The sequence below is a fragment of the Paenibacillus lutimineralis genome (assembly GCF_003991425.1).
In the GTDB taxonomy this organism is placed as follows: domain Bacteria; phylum Bacillota; class Bacilli; order Paenibacillales; family Paenibacillaceae; genus Fontibacillus; species Fontibacillus lutimineralis.
This window is the reverse complement of record NZ_CP034346.1, coordinates 1,884,497-1,900,567: the sequence shown is the minus strand read 5'-3', so window position 1 is coordinate 1,900,567 and position 16,071 is coordinate 1,884,497. Positions and strand designations below refer to the sequence as shown.

The window sequence follows — 16,071 nt, the reverse complement described above, 5'->3', positions numbered from 1 at the left end:
CAGCGAAGCCTCGTATTCAAGCAGCCACTCTCTTTTGATCTTCGTCGATACTTTAAACGCGATAGCTAAGGCTTTATGGATTGAGATGCCTAGCATCCTCGACGATCAATTGAATATGAATGTTGAACTGTCAGAACGACTCCGCTTAACACTTATGGAGGTATCAGACAGATTAAACTCGCCATGAAAATAGCTCTTGCTAAAAATGACAAGTAACTGAATCGGGAGATGAACGGATGATCAGCTATGAGGATCTAACACAAGAAGTTCCCATCATCTATGATGATAACGCGGTACTCCCTACGGCGTTAAAGGGGATTTTTATTGAATCAAATGTGGCCGATATAATACTCCTCAAACGAACCATTGATACTGATACAGAACGAAAATGCATTCTAGCTGAAGAACTTGGCCACTACTATCTCACCGTTCGTGATATTACCGATCAATCCAAGCTAGAAAATCAGCAGCAAGAGCTAAGGGCGAGGCAATGGGGCTATGAAAAACTCGTCCCTCTTCCCTAACTTAGTACAAGCTTTTCATGCAAGGGTTAAAGGAAGGTTTGAACTAGCGGAATATCTAGGGGTCACTGAAGAATTTTTACAATTACATTTATGCCAGAATTAATGCGCAAAGTATTAGATAAAGCTGGCTTACCTAGCAATCTCACTCCACATAGCCTACGTCATACGCACGTATCCTTACTAGCAGAAAATCCAAAAGTAGGGTTGGCTGAGATTCAAGCTCGCATCGGGCACAGGAGTAATTCGAAAACAACTGAACTTATCTATCTGCACGTTACAAAACGACGCCAACTACAAATGGGCGACGATTTCGAATGGGTTATTAACGGTTAACTGGATAACTCTAGAAAACAAATCAGCAAGCTACACGAATCTTTACGGGTAATTTGCGGGTAAATCAGAATGATTAGAAATGCCTTAATCCCTTTGAAAATGCGGTGTTTTAATAAAACACATAAATATATCCGTAATAACTATTTAATTTTACGAAAACATAGGAAACCTATCCGGGAATGCATCAGATCAAGCATCCAAGAGCTCTTTTTTTCGGTCACAATCTTGACTTATTTCGATGAAATTCAGTGATATTTGACCTCAGATTGCAAAATAACAACTGAACAGATACCAAACAGATATCAAAGATCGTGTAAATGGGATATTATATGATCATAGATATATAATTTATATATTTGGGGAGGAACAGAAGGAATGAGCACAAGTAAGTTTGGTATTCCTCTAGAAGGATTTGCCGAATATAGCAGAATTGCCGCTGTAGAAGGAGGAGTACTGCTTAAGAATGAGGACAAGATGCTTCCTATTAAGGAAACAGAAGTCGTGTCCGTGTTCGGCAGATGCCAGATTAATTATTACCGGAGCGGCACAGGATCAGGCGGCGCCGTGAATGTGGAATATGTCATTAATGCATTGGATGCGCTTCGCAGCAATCCTAAAGTAACTATTAATGAGCATCTGGCAGAGCAATACCAGAGTTGGATCACTGAGAACCCGTTCGACAACGGCGGAGGCGGCTGGGCTGCAGAGCCATGGTGCCAGAAGGAAATGCCGTTATCCGATGAGTTGGTGGCAGAAGCAAAGCAAGCTTCCGACAAAGCGATCTTCATTATCGGGCGCACCGCTGGCGAAGATAAGGACAATGCCGATGCAGAAGGCAGTTACCGCCTGACAGCTGAAGAGCAGCAAGCACTGAAGATGGTCTGCAAACATTTTGACCAAGTAGCCATTGTATTGAATGTATCCAACATTATCGATTTAAGCTGGATTGAGGACAAAGTATACGAGGATCATATCAAATCCGTCATCTACGTATGGCAGGGTGGAATGATCGGGGGACATGCCGTCGCTGACCTGCTCTCCGGGGACGTATCTCCAAGCGGTAAATTAACCGATACAATTGCCTACAGCATTGATGATTACCCTTCAACTCAAAATTTTGGCAACGAGATCAAGAACCTGTACCAGGAAGATATCTATGTCGGATACCGGTATTTCGAGACCTTCTGTCCTGAGAAAGTACAGTTTGAATTTGGCTATGGCCTCTCCTATACCGAGTTTGACATGCAAGTAACAGGAGCCAGACAGATTGGATCAGGTCTGGATACAGAGTTGCAATTGGACGTTGCTGTGAAGAACATCGGCGATACATATGCCGGCAAAGAAGTAGTTCAGGTATACTACGAAGCACCACAAGGCGTGCTTGGCAAGCCTGTCAAAGCCTTGGGCGCTTTTGCCAAGACCAACACTCTGCAACCTGGTGAGACAGAGACGCTTACCATCACTCTTCCCGTACGTTCCATGGCCTCTTATGATGATGGCGGAGCAACCGGGCATAAATCTTGCTATGTGCTTGAAGCAGGCGCTTACGAGTTGCACGTCGGCAACAGCGTAAGAAATGTGGAGAAATTACGTATCCACGACCAAGCTGCGTTCATTGCAGAAGAACTTATCGTCGTTGAGCAACTCGAGGAAGCAATGGCTCCCATAGAGAGCTACACTCGCATTAAGCCTGGAAAAGCAAAAAATAATGGCATTTATGAAATCGATTTCGATGAGGTTCCTAAGCGCTCCGTATCGATGAAAGACAGAATTGAAACACGCTTGCCGCAAACCTATCCGCAGACCGGAAATCAAGGCATCCTCCTGAAGGATGTACAAGCCGGCAAAGCCAGCCTTGAACAATTTGTAGCCCAGTTGACGAATGAGGAACTGGCTACGATCGTCAGAGGCGAAGGAATGAGCAGTCCAAAGGTTACTTCCGGAACAGCTGCCGCGTTCGGCGGAGTTGGCGATAGTCTTCTCGATTATGGCATTCCTGTAGCTTGCGCGGCTGACGGTCCTTCCGGTATCCGCATGGATAGCGGCTTGAAGGCAACCCAACTGCCAATCGGTACATTGCTCGCTTCAAGCTGGAACGTAGTACTGGTGGAATCGTTGTATGTTATGGAAGGACAAGAGCTGCTGCAAAATGAAATCGATACCTTATTAGGACCAGGTATCAATATTCACCGTAATCCGCTGAATGGCCGGAACTTTGAATATTTCTCGGAGGACCCGTACTTGACGGGATGCTTCGGCGCCGCTGTTACTCGTGGCATCAAGAAGGGTGGCTCCAGCGCAACGGTAAAGCACTTCGCATGCAACAACCAAGAGAAGGCTCGTTCCAAGGCAGATTCCATCGTATCTGAGAGAGCGCTGAGAGAAATCTACCTGAAGGGCTTCGAAATGACTGTCAAATTGGGAGAAGCCACTTCCATCATGACTTCGTACAATCCAGTCAATGGACACTGGGCTGCTTCTAACTATGATCTGAATACGACCATTCTCAGAAATGAATGGGGCTATGATGGCATTGTCATGACAGACTGGTGGGCGATCATGAATGATGTAGTAGACGGTGGAGAACCGAGCTGGAAATATACTTCGTTCATGGTGCGAGCTCAGAATGATTTGTACATGGTCGTGAATAACAATGGCGCAGAGATCAACTCCAGAGAGGATAACACGATTGAAGCGCTGAAGAATGGCACATTGACGGTAGGGGAATTGCAAAGATGCGCCATCAACATTTGTAAATTCATTATGAATGCACCTGTATCTGCAAGAGAGCCTAAACCGGCCGAAGAAATCATTCTGTTCAAAGCCAAGGCGAACGCTCCTGAGGCTGAATCTAGCCAAACCGTTCAAGAACTGTCAAAAGAGACGAATGTCCGCATCGATGCTAAGGATCAACCTGCTTATCTCAAGGTCGATGAACCGGGAGTATACGGGGTCGTCGTCAATATGTGCTATAAGGCTACCAATCTGTCGCAATCTGCATGTAATCTCGTCCTCAACGGTGAGATTCTAACGACCGTTCAGACGAATGGTACTGACGGCAACTGGATTACCCAGAAGCTGTCCAGATTCGAGCTAGAGAAAGGCTTCTATGAACTGAAGATAGATTTTGTGAAGCCTGGCATGGAAATTGGCTGGATCGAGCTCATCCATTAATCCTTCGCCTCTTGTCCTGTCTAGCAACACGCTAGCTGAATAAATATAGAAAGACGCTGCCCCGTTGTTGATAACAGCGTGAGGCAGCGTCTTTTTTGACGGCATCAAAACATGTATTATTTCACGGCCACATAGAACAGTCTAGCTGCCCCCTCGGCCGATTCTCCCCACTTGAAGTCGCCATAACAGTGAACCTCACGAAAGCCGCATTGCAGCAGCTCACGCTCTACCCAGGCCGGATCATAGGCCCGCTGAGTATGGTACTCCTCAAAGCGGCGGTATAGATCCCCGCCCGGCTCTGCTTCATGTGCGAAGATCGTCAAGTGATGCTCAATTTCGCATCTCTCGTCATCGAACTCGCAAGTCCATATATATGAAATAGAAGGCTCATCTAATATGAATGGCTGCTCTTCATCATACTGCCGCAGTGTATTCGGATGATGAACATCGAACAGGAATGTCCCGCCCGGCTTCAGTCCTTCATAGGTTCTGCGGAAGGTCTGGACGACCTCTTCCTCTTCCAGCAAATAATTAATGCAGTCGCAGAAGGAGATCACAGAATCGACCGGCTCCGGTAGTTCCCATTCCGTCATATTCTGCTGCACCCAATTCACTCTGCCATCTTGATAGAGGCGAGCGCCTTGTGGGGTTGTCTCCATGCGCTGTCTAGCGACAGACAGCATGTCCGAAGACAGATCAATGCCTGTCACCGTCAGACCCGAATTCACCAGCGGAATCGTCATGCTCCCCGTCCCACAGCCCAGATCGACGACCGTCTCAGGCTTGCCGGAATGCTCCCAGACTGTATGCGCGAACGAGAGCCAATCCGAGTAGGGCATGTCCGCCATCAATTCATCGTATACGTAAGCAAATTTTTGATATGAAGCCAAACTTCCCATACTTCCCACCTGACTCTCCTAGAGGTTGTTCAAAAGGTCCGATTTTGAACACTTCCTCTTACTCTTGATCAGCTTGTTCTTGCTCCGCAGACTTCAGATAAGTCCAGTTCTCTTTCTGGGTTACCTTGCCTTCCTTCATCAGCTTACCAATCGCGCGCTTGAAAGCCGCCTTACTAATGCCGAATTTCTGCTTAATCAAATCAGGTGGCGTCGAATCGGAATAAGGCATGCCTCCGGTGGAACGACTCTCCAGATAGGCTAGTATTTTATCAGCATCTTCATTACGACCGATCTCTTTGCGTGCTGACATGGACAGATTAACCCTTCCATCCTCGCGCACATGCGTTACGCGAACCTGAACTCGTTCCCCAAGACGGAGCAACCGTGCTCTCTCCGAGGAATGAATCATCCCGATCGCGCCAAATCCGAGCACCCCGCCTTCCACGATGACGAAGGTACCCATTTGCAGCGGCTTATAGACGATGGCCTCCTGCCATTGATTATTCCAGCTTGTCGGAGCATGGAATGTATGCGGCGCAAGCTCCTGCTCCCCAGCGAGCTTCGCCTTCAGTCTGCCCTGCTTGTCATGCTCCATAATGACGTAGACCTTATCCCCTACCTGCGGATGCAGTTCACCCAGCTCCGGCAACTCGCGGATGGGTAGAAGCAGCTGGCGCCCCAATCCCATCTCGAGGAAGCAGCCGAGCCGCGGGTGGACATCGGCCACTTCCAGTAGAGCCAGCTCGCCCAGCGTCAGCATAGGACGCTTCATCGTCGCCGCTAATCGATCCTCTGTATCGTAGAACAGAAATACGTCAACGGTATCTCCTGGCTTAACCGGGTGCGTGAGCTCCGAATAATGGAGCAGTACATCCCGATCCCCGATCTTTAGAAAATAACCAAAAGGAGACACTTCCCGATCAATCGGATGCGTTAAGATCGTACCTGCAATCAGATTCATACGTTCTCCACTACCTTGGCATCGGACCAAAGACGTTCGATATTGTAATATTCCCGCTCATCGCGATGGAAGACATGAACGACGACATCGCCAAGATCCATGAGTACCCAGCGCGCCGAATCGACCCCTTCAATCCCCCGAATATTGGCTCCGAGATCCTGGGCGCGTTTGCGCACCTCGGTAGCGATTGCCTGTACCTGGGTATCCGAGTTACCGTGACAAATAATGAAATAGTCAGCGATCAGGGATACTTCCTTCAGATCCAATACAACGATATTCATTGCTTTCTTATCTTCCACCGCCTTATAGGCTGCATTCATCAATTCCATAGGTGATACTGCCATCCAATCTACCTCCTGCAATTATTTATTCCCATCTTCTACTTATCATCATAACCAAGTCTTCTAACTATATCATTGCGAGCCAGTACCGTTAGCGGAAAAATAATCTTCTGCTTCTCGATCAAGAACGTAATCGTCGAATCGATTCCGGCCACCAGCGCCTGCTCCAGATTGTGCTCAGCCAGCTCGCGCATGCGGTCAACACCTGGAAAATTCCGTCCAGGCTCTATATAATCCGCCAAGCAGACAATCTTATCCAGCAACGTCATACCGACTCTTCCCGATGTATGATATCGTATCGCATCCAATACCTCCGGATCATCGATCCCGTACTCTTGCTCTGCCACAAAGGCCGCTACCTCGGCATGCAATAGCTGCTTATCATATTCCAGCAGTTCCGGATTCAGTCCATGCTCACGCATTACCGATTCCTGTCGCTCGATCGGCCAGAACTTGGCCAGGTCGTGCAGTAACGCAGCTAAATCGGCCTTGACCGGATCTGCGCCAAAGCGCTCCGCCAGGCTCACAGAAGTTGCCATTACGCCTTCCACATGCGTCCAGCGTCTCGCTGGCATTTGTGCGGATACAATGTCCAACAGCTCATCTCGAGTGTACCGCATACAAACCGCTCCTTACGATATATTCATATACCTCTTCCGTCACCATGTAACGAACCGATTGCCCCGCGGCTCTCCGTTTGCGGATCAAGCTTGACGATATATCCACTAGTGGCATATCCGCGAGGAGTACCGCATCCTGAATGAAGGAGGGCATAAGGTCAAGCTCCAGGAAGCTGCCCGGCCTTTGTAGTCCGATAAAATGCAGCATCGAAGCCAGTTCCTCGATCCCCTCCCATTTCGGTAAGTAATTCACCATATCTGCACCGATAATGAAATAAAATTCCAGCTCAGGATGCAGCTGCTTTAGCTCTCTGATCGTGTCTATCGTGTAGGATACGCCACCGCGCTTAAGCTCGATATCCAGCGTCTTGAAATCGGCATGACTGCGGATCGCCGCTGCCACCATTTCAAGCCGTTCCTCACCGCTTACCCCGGATTTGCTCTTATGCGGGGGAATATGGGAAGGCATGAACCAGACCTCATCCAAGGCGTACTGCTCCCGGGCGGCTTCAGCCGCCAATAAATGTCCGAGGTGAATCGGGTCAAATGCCCCTCCCATGATACCAACTTTTCTCATCTGGTCTTCCTCCTGCAGCTCTAGGGCAGCTCGATCTGCTTATACTCGGTCGATTCCTTGTACAATATAATAGTTCGTCCAATCAGTTGTACAAGTTCTGCCCCTGCGCCGGCTGCCAGTTCCTCTGCGATCTCCCGTGGATCGTCCAGATTGTTGTTCAGGACCGAAACTTTGATCAGCTCGCGGCGCTCCAGCGCCTCCGAGATATGACGGATCAGCTGATCATTCGTTCCTCCTTTGCCGACTTGAAAAATAGGTTGGAGGCTATGAGCCAATCCCCGTAAATAACGCTTTTGCTTTCCACTTAACATCTAGAATCAAAACCCCTTATAGTTATTGAATAGTTATTGAAAATCATGAATTTCATGAATTACTTTGTCCATTAGCCCAGACTTGCCAATACAGCCGACTTCATCGCCTCGATTGGAGCTGGCCTTCCTGTCCAGTATTCAAAGGCATATGCGCCTTGATATACAAACATACCAAATCCATTGTGAATGGTACAGCCCTTCTGCTGTGCCTGCCGCAGCATCTCTGTCTGCAGCGGATTATAGATCAGATCGCTTACGACGATTCCCTCCGGGATCATCTCTGAGTCAAGCGGAATATCATTGATCTTCGGGTACATCCCGACAGAGGTTGTATTAATTAGAATATCGACGCCCGAGATATACTGCCCCATCTGCTCTAGCCCGCAGCCCGTGATATTGCCGAGGTGGGCCCATTCCGCTGCCAGCTGCATCGCCGACTCCTTCGTCCGATTGGCGACAATCACCTGCGCCGGACGCTCCAGTAACAAGGCATAAATAATTCCCCGGGCAGCACCGCCTGCACCGATGACAAGCACCTTCCGTCCGGACAGATCGGAGACAGCTTCTTCCTTCAGTGAGCGAATATAGCCGATCCCATCCGTATTATAGCCCTTCAGCCGGCCTTCATCATTGACAATGGTATTGACCGCGCCGATATAGCGCGCCCCTTCATCAATCTCATCAAGATATTCCATAACCTCTACTTTGTGTGGGACAGTCACATTCACGCCGCGGAAGCCGAGCGCCCTAATCCCCTGAATGGCATGGCGCAGATCGCCCCGTTTCACATGAAACGGCAGATAGGAGCCCTGCAAGCCAGTTGCCTGTAGAGCCGCCATATGCATCGCTGGAGATTTGGAATGGAGTATCGGGTCGCCCATTACGCCCAGTAATAGTGGCAAACCGTTATTTTCCCGTATCAGATTCGTCTCCTCCATGATGTCCCCTCCTCAATCAATTTAACCAGACGTGTGAAATCCAACTATGGATGTGGTGCCCTATCACCGACTTAGATCAGCGATGGCCGCAGCATGACCTTGATCCCTTTTGGCACATGCACTGCGATGACCGCTCCCATGTCGTTATTCACCTTAACCCAGCCCAGACCAGAGATGAAGACATCAACCTTCTGACCCTTGGCAATTTTGAACTCATGTCTCGTCCATTCCGGCAGCTTCTCCAGATTGTCGCGGCTTGGCGGTGCCAGCAATTCGCCGGCATGATCTGCGAACAACTCATCCGCCCGCTCCAGCTTCGTCCGGTGCAGCTTAATCCGCGAGCTGTTGAAGCAGGTGAACGATTGGCGTTCCCCCTGAATGAAATCGAAACGGCCGAAGCCGCTGAAGAAGATCGTCTGACCTTCATTCAATTGATATACAGCAGGTTTAAGCGACTTGTCTGGCATAATGATGCCAAGATCCTGCGCACTCACCAGTTCACTATATCTTGAAGGGTACACAATCCCTGGCGTATCAATAATCGCTCCACCATCATCAAGCGGAATATGCACCATGTCGAGCGTTGTTCCAGGATACCGGGATACGGTCAATTCCTGATCCAAGTCGCTATATTCGCGGATCAGGCGATTGATCAGCGTAGATTTGCCTACATTGGTCGCCCCGACGACATATACGTCACGATTGCCTCGATGCCGCACTACAGCATCAAGAAGACGATCAAAGCCGCTGTTCTGCTTGGCGCTGCAGAGGATGACATCCTCTATTTTCAGCCCCATATCCTTAGCTTCCTTCTGCACCCAGTTGCGGATCTTGTTCCAATTCGACACTTTCGGCAGCAGGTCGGTCTTGTTCACAGCCAGCAGTACCGGATTGTTGCCGATGAACCGCTGCAGACCGGAAATAACGCTCCCTTGAAAATCAAATAAATCGACGATATGAACCACGAGCGCCTTCTTCTCGGCGATTTGACCGAGCAGTCTTAAGAATTCGCTCTGTTCTACTGTAACGGATGATGCTTCATTATAGTTCTTAATCCGAAAACAGCGCTGGCATATGATTGGCTCTCTCTCCAGCGCTTGTGTCGGAATATATCCCGGTTTGGACGAATCTTCACCCTGCAGCTTCACTCCGCAGCCGCTGCAATGAAGAGCGTCTTCTCTTACCTGGGCTTCTGTCATTTTCTCTTGTCCTCCTCAAGCCATAATCCCGTCTTGCCTAGACGTCGTCTCACGATGCGTTCCATTCTACGGTTAATCCGAGTACCGAGACCTTCATCGGCTATAGAAATCGGCAGCACCAGCACAGTATATAATCCCTGTCGGTTCCCCCCGAATACATCCGTCATGAGTTGGTCCCCGACCACGATCGTCTGCTCCGGAGCCAGTCCCATTATTTGCATCGCTCTGTGGAACGGCGTCCCGAACGGTTTTCTCGCCTTATGCACGAATTCAATATTTAAAGGGGATGCGAATACGGACACCCTGTCAAAATTGTTGTTCGACACAATCACCAGCTTCAACCCAGCCTGCTTCACCTTCTCAAACCACTCGGTCAACTCTGGGGTCGCCGAAGGCACCTTCGCTCCTACGAGGGTATTATCCAAATCGGTAATAATCCCGCGGTACCCATCGGCATATAGCTTATCCAAATCGATGTCAAACACACTGTCTACCCGCAAATCAGGCAAAAACTTCTCAAACAATTAGTTCACCTCGGTTTCATACGACACACTATACCATAATCTTTCCCCTACTACCTTATATTTTAAAAAAGAAAATGTCCCCGGCGCAAGCGTCCAAGGACAAGTCTAATGCAAACATGTGACGGATGTTTATTTTTTGTCAAGATTGATGCGGGACAGCCTGTGACACAGCTGTTGGACACTGAGCCAATCCTCATTCGTGGCCGTATTTGGACTGTAAATAGCACTTTCATATTTCTGTAACAAATGGTCGAGAATCACCGAGAGCTCTGGCTGCTCCTCCCTGATCCGTTCGAATGCTTCGCGAACTGTCTCATGTCCATGACGTTCAAACCCTTGCCGCTGCAGCTTCTTTACAGTGCGCAAAGTTCCATAAGCGATCTTATCTGCATAGGTCAGCGACCTACCGAGGCGCAGGCGAACGAAGCCATAATAGATACGCTCTCGTAATTGATACAGAAGCCAGATGAGCGCAAGCAATATAATACTCCCTGATACATAGCGTATCGCTGTGGTGTTGGCAGATAACCAGGAGGTCTCCTCCTCAACAGCGTTGTCCTGAACAGTCTCCTGTGACTCCGGTTCATCCATTGCAACTTCCTCCGGCGACTCATCCGCATATAACAACGGAGCCGTAAAGCCCGGCGTAGCTTCAAACGGAATCCAGCCGTATTCTCCGAAGTACAATTCAGCCCAGGAATGGGAATCAGAATTGTTCACCTGGTACGCTGTTGATGTCACTAGAGCCGGTCTCCCCCTCATATCCTCGGTATCCGGCTGGCTCCCCGGGCCATACCCTTTCACCCAGCGAGCCGGAATTCCTTGCGAGCGCGCCATCATGACCATCGCGGTCGAAAAATAGTCGCAGTAGCCTTCCTTTATTTCAAATAAGAAGCTATCCACGAAATCCTTGCTCCGACGCAGTGAAATATCGGGTTTATTCGTGTACTCATAGTTAACCCGCAAATATTCCTGGAGAAGCTCCATTTTCTTGTACGGAGTATCCGCATCCGCAGTAATCTCTTCCGCCAAATCCTTAACCCGCCCAGACAATGAAGATGGAACCTGCAAGTACGCTTCGTCGATAGGAGCCTCATATAAATGCTTATAGCTGGCTCCGCGGAGTTCAGTCAATGGAATGACAGGAATTTCCGATGTCACCTTATATTTAGCCGGATAGTCCGGCTGTGAGCCTCGGAAGCCTCCGCCCCAGCGCAGTTCCCCCTCCTGTGCGGCCCAGCTTAGCTTAGGATTTCCGCCACGGTCCTCGTCCAGCAAAGACACCTTGGTAATGAAGTAACCCCCGAACAGAACCGGATAAGCTTCGTTAGACTCCATCGTAATGGTCTGCTCCACTTCCCTCATTTCAATATTTCCAGCCTGCTCATGGGTCAGGCCCACAGGGGTAGTCATTCCGCGAAAGACTTTATAATCCCGCTTCTCCTTATCAAAGTCAGCCCAGCCTTTTCCGGTATAGATATGTCTCGTCTCACCGCGCCAATAAGTGCGCAGCGGCGAGTCTATCGACATCACCGGACTGTAATTGAATTCGAAGCCTCCGCCAAGCTCGGTATCATCTCGACTGTAGCCGGAGAGAACTTCCTGTGCGTCTGGGTCCTTGTTCGTAATCGCACTTGATATAGCAGACTGTACCTCGCCGCCGCTCCCCTGTCCTCCGCTTCTCCCCTTCCAAGCCGTATAAGGGTCGGTAAGTATAGGAGACACGGAAGGTACGCTCGTCCCGATCAACAGTACCCCAGCGAAAATAAGCAAAATATTGAAGATAATCTCGAATGGATACTGCTGCAGCCTGCGCCAGCCATGGGGGTAAGATAACTGGTAATCCCTCAAATGAAGGCAGACGAGCCAGCCGAGGCCGGCAAATACCGTCCAGGCTACATTTTGCCATAATCGATAAGGTGTAAAAGAATCTAAGATTGCAAAAGCGATCAAATCTGCTGCCAGAAACAGCAAAATATATTTTCGCGTGAGCAGTAGTCTAGATATAAGCTCCAGGACAAGCCAGGTGATCAAGGCGAACCAGATATATGGAATAAATTCCGTGAGCATTTGCAAAATCTGATCGGGGAAGAGACGTCCGTACGGCATATAAATCCCATATTTGATCAGCATTACCCGACAAATGATAGCAACAGAGAGCAACTTCCCGATATTTCGCACTAGGGAGGCTATAGGCAGAAGATCAATCGCCGCCACTATGATCAGTGTCCAGGTCACAATATCGGTTGTCTGCTGGAACCAGATGGGCTCTGTGAAGCTAACCCACTGCATACCCAGTATGATAACCCATATCATTTTAAAGACACGATACCAATAAATCGGTTCATCGGAACGCTTCAACCGTAGCCACCCCCTAACAATACAGGCAAATCGGTTAGAGAGGATAACTGTATTCCAGCGATTTCCTGACGGTTATATAGGGATCCAGGACGTGTACGTGAATCTACATTCCTAGCGCTGCCGATATGAATATGAAATGGTATCATTTGGCTTCTCTTGGCCCAGCGCAGCATATCGAACAGAAGCTCATCTGCTAGCGGAGTTACTATAATAAAGAACGCCCCTGCAGGGAACAGTTCCTTGCGCTGTTCAAGCTGAGCCTTATAATCACCGGTACCTTCCGGACTAATATCTACTAATTGATGCAGCATTTGCTGGCGCTCGAACTGACTCTCCGTCGGGGCACTGCCCCAAACCTCTCGGCCAAGAATACACAGTCCCACGCTAATTCTCTCTCTGCCTCCAAACTCTAGTAAGGAAGCAACCGTCGACACAGCCAGTTCAAACCGCTCCCGATCTACATAATTGGCGGCATGGGCGTCCAATATAATCATCGTCTTCGGAATCGATTCACGCTCGAATTCCTTCGATTTCCAGGAGCCTGTCTTCGCCGTGGCATTCCAGTGGATTCTCGAGATTCGGTCTCCGTAAATATAATCTCTTACCCCGTTTATTTGCGTCGTCTCGCGACGCGATTGTAGTATCGTAGTCTCCGGCCCAGAATAGCGGGAGTTACGGCTAAATAATGGCCAGCGGGGGATGAAGATCGTTCGGGGGAGTACATAGAACTCCCCTTCCGTCTGAAATGTTCCTTCGTGCTCCAGCAGGCCGAAAATATCCTTAGAGCGGCATTCCGTCGCTCGAAAGCTGTATTTGCCCCGTTCCAGCGGCGGCGTCTGGTAGACGAGCTCCGCATGGCTCCCTACACGCGGGACAATGCTATCTTCATACTTCCAGGAATCGCCGTTATGCCGCTGTAACTGTTCATTGACTACCAAATAAGGAGTCACAATGAAGGTGGGTAGCTGTAACCTAAGCTTCACCTCAACCTGGCTTCCGGCTTGAATAGCCTGCTTCCCCGCTAATTCGCCGTTCAGTGATAGACTGCGCTCTGCTCTGACCTGCTTCACACCCGCAAGACTACAAATGAACCAATACAGGGCCAGCACATTGATCATTGTGAACAGCATGAACGACGTCTTTCCGCCCTGAAACAATACATACAACAAACAAATGAACCATAATGAAGCCGCTTTCCAAAAATTGCGGGAAGCAAGACCTGATTTTACTGCACTCATCATGACCCGCATCGTTATCTCCCCACAGCTACAGGCACTTGAGTCTGCCGTAGGATCTGGAAGAGCACTTGATTTCCGTTCATGTTGCCGAGTCTGGATTCTGGCCGCAGTAAAATCCGATGTCCCAGGACATAGGGAGCTAAAATTTTGATATCATCCGGCAGGACATAATCGCGACCTTGTAGGAATGCGAATGCCTTCACCGCAGTGAGAAAAGCAATCGAGGCCCGAGGCGAAGCGCCGAGCAGGACGTCCGCATGCTCTCTCGTGCGCCGTACGATCTCAAGCAGATAGTCGGTCACGATATCGCTCGCATGAACGGCGCGGATTTGCTGCTGCATTTGCCCGATCTCTTCCATGGTCGTCACCGGTCTCAATTGATCTACAGGCTGGCCTTGCTGGTGAGAATACAGCATATTCTTCTCTGTCTCTGCATCGGGATAACCGATCTGAATCTTCATCATGAAGCGATCGAGCTGGGCCTCCGGAAGATGATAGGTCCCTTCGAAATCGATCGGATTCTGGGTAGCGCAGAGCATAAATGGATGCGGGAGATCATAGGTTACACCGTCTGCGGTAACGCTGCGCTCCTCCATCACTTCCAACAATGCCGATTGTGTCTTCGTGGTTGCCCGGTTAATCTCGTCGACCAGCAAAATGTTCGTCATAACCGGACCTGGTCGGAACACAAAGCGCTCCTCATGAGGATGGAACACGGAGACGCCCGTAATGTCACTAGGCAAAATATCAGGATTGCACTGTATTCTGCGATATTCTCCATTGATTGATTTACTCAGAGCCTTGATCAGCTGTGTCTTGCCGGTTCCGGGGACATCCTCAATCAGAACATGCCCGCCGGCTAGTAGCGTCGTTAATAGAAGCTCGATCTCGAATGATTTGCCTAGTATACAATTCTGCAGATTATCACGAATGGCAGATAGTGCCGTAATCATTGGTTCATTTACAGGCATAAGCTTGTTCCCCTCCCAATCATCGTACATCCTAGTATCTCCCTATTTTACATGATATCGCTAGGCAAAGTATACTTAAGTTCATAGAGGTAGTTCAAATAATCCGCTTTTGATAAGAAAACCTGATCGAGGTAAGTTCAAGGATGAGCGACCGCGATACAAAGGTAGGTTTTCTTGCGATATAGAATTTCATCAGCTCTGCTGATAACGTATAAATTCTATATCTAACACGAAGTAACACTGAGAGCTTATTCGACATCGAATCTTGAATTCACCCGGGCCCAAGCGGATGCTTACGAAGTTGTTGCAACAAAGTATTTGCAGAATTACTTGGCTTGGTTTCGTTACTTGGACAGAAAGGAAAACAAGAATACCGCATCGAATAAGAAAGATATGTTGGTCAAATCGTGCCTGTTTACTGTGACCGATACGACTTCGGCTTTCTGCTTATTCTTGCTAATCTAACGGGCAGTATCGTTCGAACTACACGATCATATTAAACGTCCAAAAATAACTTTTCGGAGGGGTAAAATGATCTATTTAGAAACATCAAGATTACTATTACGTGACTGGGAAGAAAATGATTTAGTCCCATTTAGTCGACTCAATGCAGATGAACAAGTTATGAAATATTTTCCGAAAACCTTGTCTACTGAAGAAACAAATGGATTTTATCAATCAATTATAGCCGAATTAAAGGAATGTGGTTTTGGGTTTTATGCTGTCGAAGTAAAGGAAAATAAAGACTTTATAGGGTTTATAGGCTTTCACAGGGCAACATTCGAATCTGATTTCACACCATGTATTGAAATAGGATGGAGGCTAAAAAAAGAGGCTTGGGGAAAAGGGTATGCAACAGAAGGTGCGGCAGCCTGTTTACAATATGGATTTAACAATTTAGGTTTTAATGATGTTTACAGTTTTACAGCCGATGTTAATACCCCTTCAAAAAACGTAATGATAAAAATCGGCATGAGTTTTATTAAAATGTTCCATCACCCGAAGGTTGAGAAAGATAGTCCTTTAAATAAACATGTTCTATTTCATATAAGCAAAAACAATTGAAACGGGAACGATAGCTCAATAAACCGCCTTTTTAT

The 16,071-nt window shown here is 48.3% G+C and carries 16 protein-coding genes; 4 read left to right on the top strand and 12 right to left on the bottom strand.

The window, feature by feature from the left end:
* Nucleotides 1–236 precede the first annotated feature (236 nt).
* The 3 genes from EI981_RS07760 (at nucleotide 237) to EI981_RS07750 (ending at nucleotide 4,031) form a co-directional block, all read left to right on the top strand.
* Entirely contained in the window at nucleotides 237–524 is a 288-nt protein-coding gene (locus tag EI981_RS07760; RefSeq protein WP_227011758.1) for an ImmA/IrrE family metallo-endopeptidase, read from the top strand.
* Between the two features lie 90 nt (nucleotides 525–614).
* Complete coding sequence (locus EI981_RS07755; protein ID WP_126996960.1) at nucleotides 615–857, top strand: tyrosine-type recombinase/integrase; 243 nt, start codon at nucleotides 615–617, stop codon at nucleotides 855–857.
* Between the two features lie 375 nt (nucleotides 858–1,232).
* On the top strand, nucleotides 1,233–4,031 hold the full coding sequence (locus EI981_RS07750; RefSeq protein ID WP_126996958.1) for a glycoside hydrolase family 3 C-terminal domain-containing protein: 2,799 nt from the start codon (nucleotides 1,233–1,235) through the stop codon (nucleotides 4,029–4,031).
* 116 nt (nucleotides 4,032–4,147) lie between these two features.
* Here the strand turns inward: EI981_RS07750 and EI981_RS07745 are convergent, their stop codons facing one another.
* The 12 genes from EI981_RS07745 to EI981_RS07690 all read right to left on the bottom strand — a co-directional run bounded on the left by EI981_RS07745 (nucleotide 4,148) and on the right by EI981_RS07690 (nucleotide 14,971).
* The gene (locus tag EI981_RS07745; protein WP_127004461.1) at nucleotides 4,148–4,921 is read right to left on the bottom strand and encodes a class I SAM-dependent methyltransferase; all 774 of its coding nucleotides are present in this window, start codon (nucleotides 4,919–4,921) and stop codon (nucleotides 4,148–4,150) included.
* Between the two features lie 67 nt (nucleotides 4,922–4,988).
* The gene (locus EI981_RS07740; RefSeq protein ID WP_126996956.1) at nucleotides 4,989–5,891 is read right to left on the bottom strand and encodes a CvfB family protein; all 903 of its coding nucleotides are present in this window, start codon (nucleotides 5,889–5,891) and stop codon (nucleotides 4,989–4,991) included.
* Nucleotides 5,888–6,235, bottom strand: a complete 348-nt coding sequence (gene rsfS, locus EI981_RS07735) for a ribosome silencing factor (protein WP_126996954.1) — start codon at nucleotides 6,233–6,235, stop codon at nucleotides 5,888–5,890. The genes EI981_RS07740 and rsfS overlap by 4 nt, the downstream gene beginning before the upstream one ends.
* A 35-nt stretch (nucleotides 6,236–6,270) precedes the next feature.
* Nucleotides 6,271–6,852, bottom strand: a complete 582-nt coding sequence (gene yqeK, locus EI981_RS07730) for a bis(5'-nucleosyl)-tetraphosphatase (symmetrical) YqeK (protein WP_126996952.1) — start codon at nucleotides 6,850–6,852, stop codon at nucleotides 6,271–6,273.
* Nucleotides 6,833–7,429 (bottom strand): nicotinate-nucleotide adenylyltransferase, encoded by a 597-nt coding sequence (locus EI981_RS07725; RefSeq protein ID WP_126996950.1) that lies wholly within the window; start codon nucleotides 7,427–7,429, stop codon nucleotides 6,833–6,835. The genes yqeK and EI981_RS07725 overlap by 20 nt, the downstream gene beginning before the upstream one ends.
* A gap of 20 nt (nucleotides 7,430–7,449) precedes the next feature.
* On the bottom strand, nucleotides 7,450–7,740 hold the full coding sequence (gene yhbY, locus EI981_RS07720; RefSeq protein ID WP_068782179.1) for a ribosome assembly RNA-binding protein YhbY: 291 nt from the start codon (nucleotides 7,738–7,740) through the stop codon (nucleotides 7,450–7,452).
* 71 nt (nucleotides 7,741–7,811) lie between these two features.
* Complete coding sequence (gene aroE, locus EI981_RS07715; protein ID WP_126996948.1) at nucleotides 7,812–8,678, bottom strand: shikimate dehydrogenase; 867 nt, start codon at nucleotides 8,676–8,678, stop codon at nucleotides 7,812–7,814.
* Between the two features lie 71 nt (nucleotides 8,679–8,749).
* The gene (yqeH, locus tag EI981_RS07710) at nucleotides 8,750–9,877 is read right to left on the bottom strand and encodes a ribosome biogenesis GTPase YqeH (RefSeq protein WP_126996946.1); all 1,128 of its coding nucleotides are present in this window, start codon (nucleotides 9,875–9,877) and stop codon (nucleotides 8,750–8,752) included.
* Entirely contained in the window at nucleotides 9,874–10,401 is a 528-nt protein-coding gene (locus EI981_RS07705; RefSeq protein WP_126996944.1) for a YqeG family HAD IIIA-type phosphatase, read from the bottom strand. The genes yqeH and EI981_RS07705 overlap by 4 nt, the downstream gene beginning before the upstream one ends.
* Before the next feature lie 129 nt (nucleotides 10,402–10,530).
* Nucleotides 10,531–12,762 carry a DUF4129 domain-containing transglutaminase family protein gene (locus EI981_RS07700; RefSeq protein WP_126996942.1) on the bottom strand — a complete coding sequence of 744 codons (2,232 nt, stop codon included), beginning with the start codon at nucleotides 12,760–12,762 and terminating at the stop codon, nucleotides 10,531–10,533.
* A complete protein-coding gene (locus EI981_RS07695) occupies nucleotides 12,759–14,003 on the bottom strand; it encodes a DUF58 domain-containing protein (RefSeq protein ID WP_227011757.1) in 1,245 nt (414 codons plus the stop codon). Before EI981_RS07695 ends, EI981_RS07700 begins: the two co-directional genes overlap by 4 nt.
* Before the next feature lie 11 nt (nucleotides 14,004–14,014).
* Nucleotides 14,015–14,971, bottom strand: a complete 957-nt coding sequence (locus EI981_RS07690) for an AAA family ATPase (RefSeq protein WP_127004459.1) — start codon at nucleotides 14,969–14,971, stop codon at nucleotides 14,015–14,017.
* 531 nt (nucleotides 14,972–15,502) lie between these two features.
* Here EI981_RS07690 and EI981_RS07680 point away from each other — a divergent pair.
* A complete protein-coding gene (locus tag EI981_RS07680; RefSeq protein WP_126996938.1) occupies nucleotides 15,503–16,036 on the top strand; it encodes a GNAT family N-acetyltransferase in 534 nt (177 codons plus the stop codon).
* The last annotated feature ends 35 nt before the right edge of the window (nucleotides 16,037–16,071 follow it).

What these genes read in the sequence shown, in the direction of transcription:
- EI981_RS07760 (WP_227011758.1), top strand. Translation starts at nt 237, where the DNA reads ATGATCAGCTATGAGGATCTAACACAAGAAGTTCCCATCATCTATGAT.
- EI981_RS07755 (WP_126996960.1), top strand. Translation starts at nt 615, where the DNA reads ATGCCAGAATTAATGCGCAAAGTATTAGATAAAGCTGGCTTACCTAGC.
- EI981_RS07750 (WP_126996958.1), top strand. Translation starts at nt 1,233, where the DNA reads ATGAGCACAAGTAAGTTTGGTATTCCTCTAGAAGGATTTGCCGAATAT.
- EI981_RS07740 (WP_126996956.1), bottom strand. Translation starts at nt 5,891, where the DNA reads ATGAATCTGATTGCAGGTACGATCTTAACGCATCCGATTGATCGGGAA.
- rsfS (WP_126996954.1), bottom strand. Translation starts at nt 6,235, where the DNA reads ATGGCAGTATCACCTATGGAATTGATGAATGCAGCCTATAAGGCGGTG.
- yqeK (WP_126996952.1), bottom strand. Translation starts at nt 6,852, where the DNA reads ATGCGGTACACTCGAGATGAGCTGTTGGACATTGTATCCGCACAAATG.
- EI981_RS07725 (WP_126996950.1), bottom strand. Translation starts at nt 7,429, where the DNA reads ATGAGAAAAGTTGGTATCATGGGAGGGGCATTTGACCCGATTCACCTC.
- yhbY (WP_068782179.1), bottom strand. Translation starts at nt 7,740, where the DNA reads ATGTTAAGTGGAAAGCAAAAGCGTTATTTACGGGGATTGGCTCATAGC.
- aroE (WP_126996948.1), bottom strand. Translation starts at nt 8,678, where the DNA reads ATGGAGGAGACGAATCTGATACGGGAAAATAACGGTTTGCCACTATTA.
- yqeH (WP_126996946.1), bottom strand. Translation starts at nt 9,877, where the DNA reads ATGACAGAAGCCCAGGTAAGAGAAGACGCTCTTCATTGCAGCGGCTGC.
- EI981_RS07695 (WP_227011757.1), bottom strand. Translation starts at nt 14,003, where the DNA reads ATGATGAGTGCAGTAAAATCAGGTCTTGCTTCCCGCAATTTTTGGAAA.
- EI981_RS07690 (WP_127004459.1), bottom strand. Translation starts at nt 14,971, where the DNA reads ATGCCTGTAAATGAACCAATGATTACGGCACTATCTGCCATTCGTGAT.
- EI981_RS07680 (WP_126996938.1), top strand. Translation starts at nt 15,503, where the DNA reads ATGATCTATTTAGAAACATCAAGATTACTATTACGTGACTGGGAAGAA.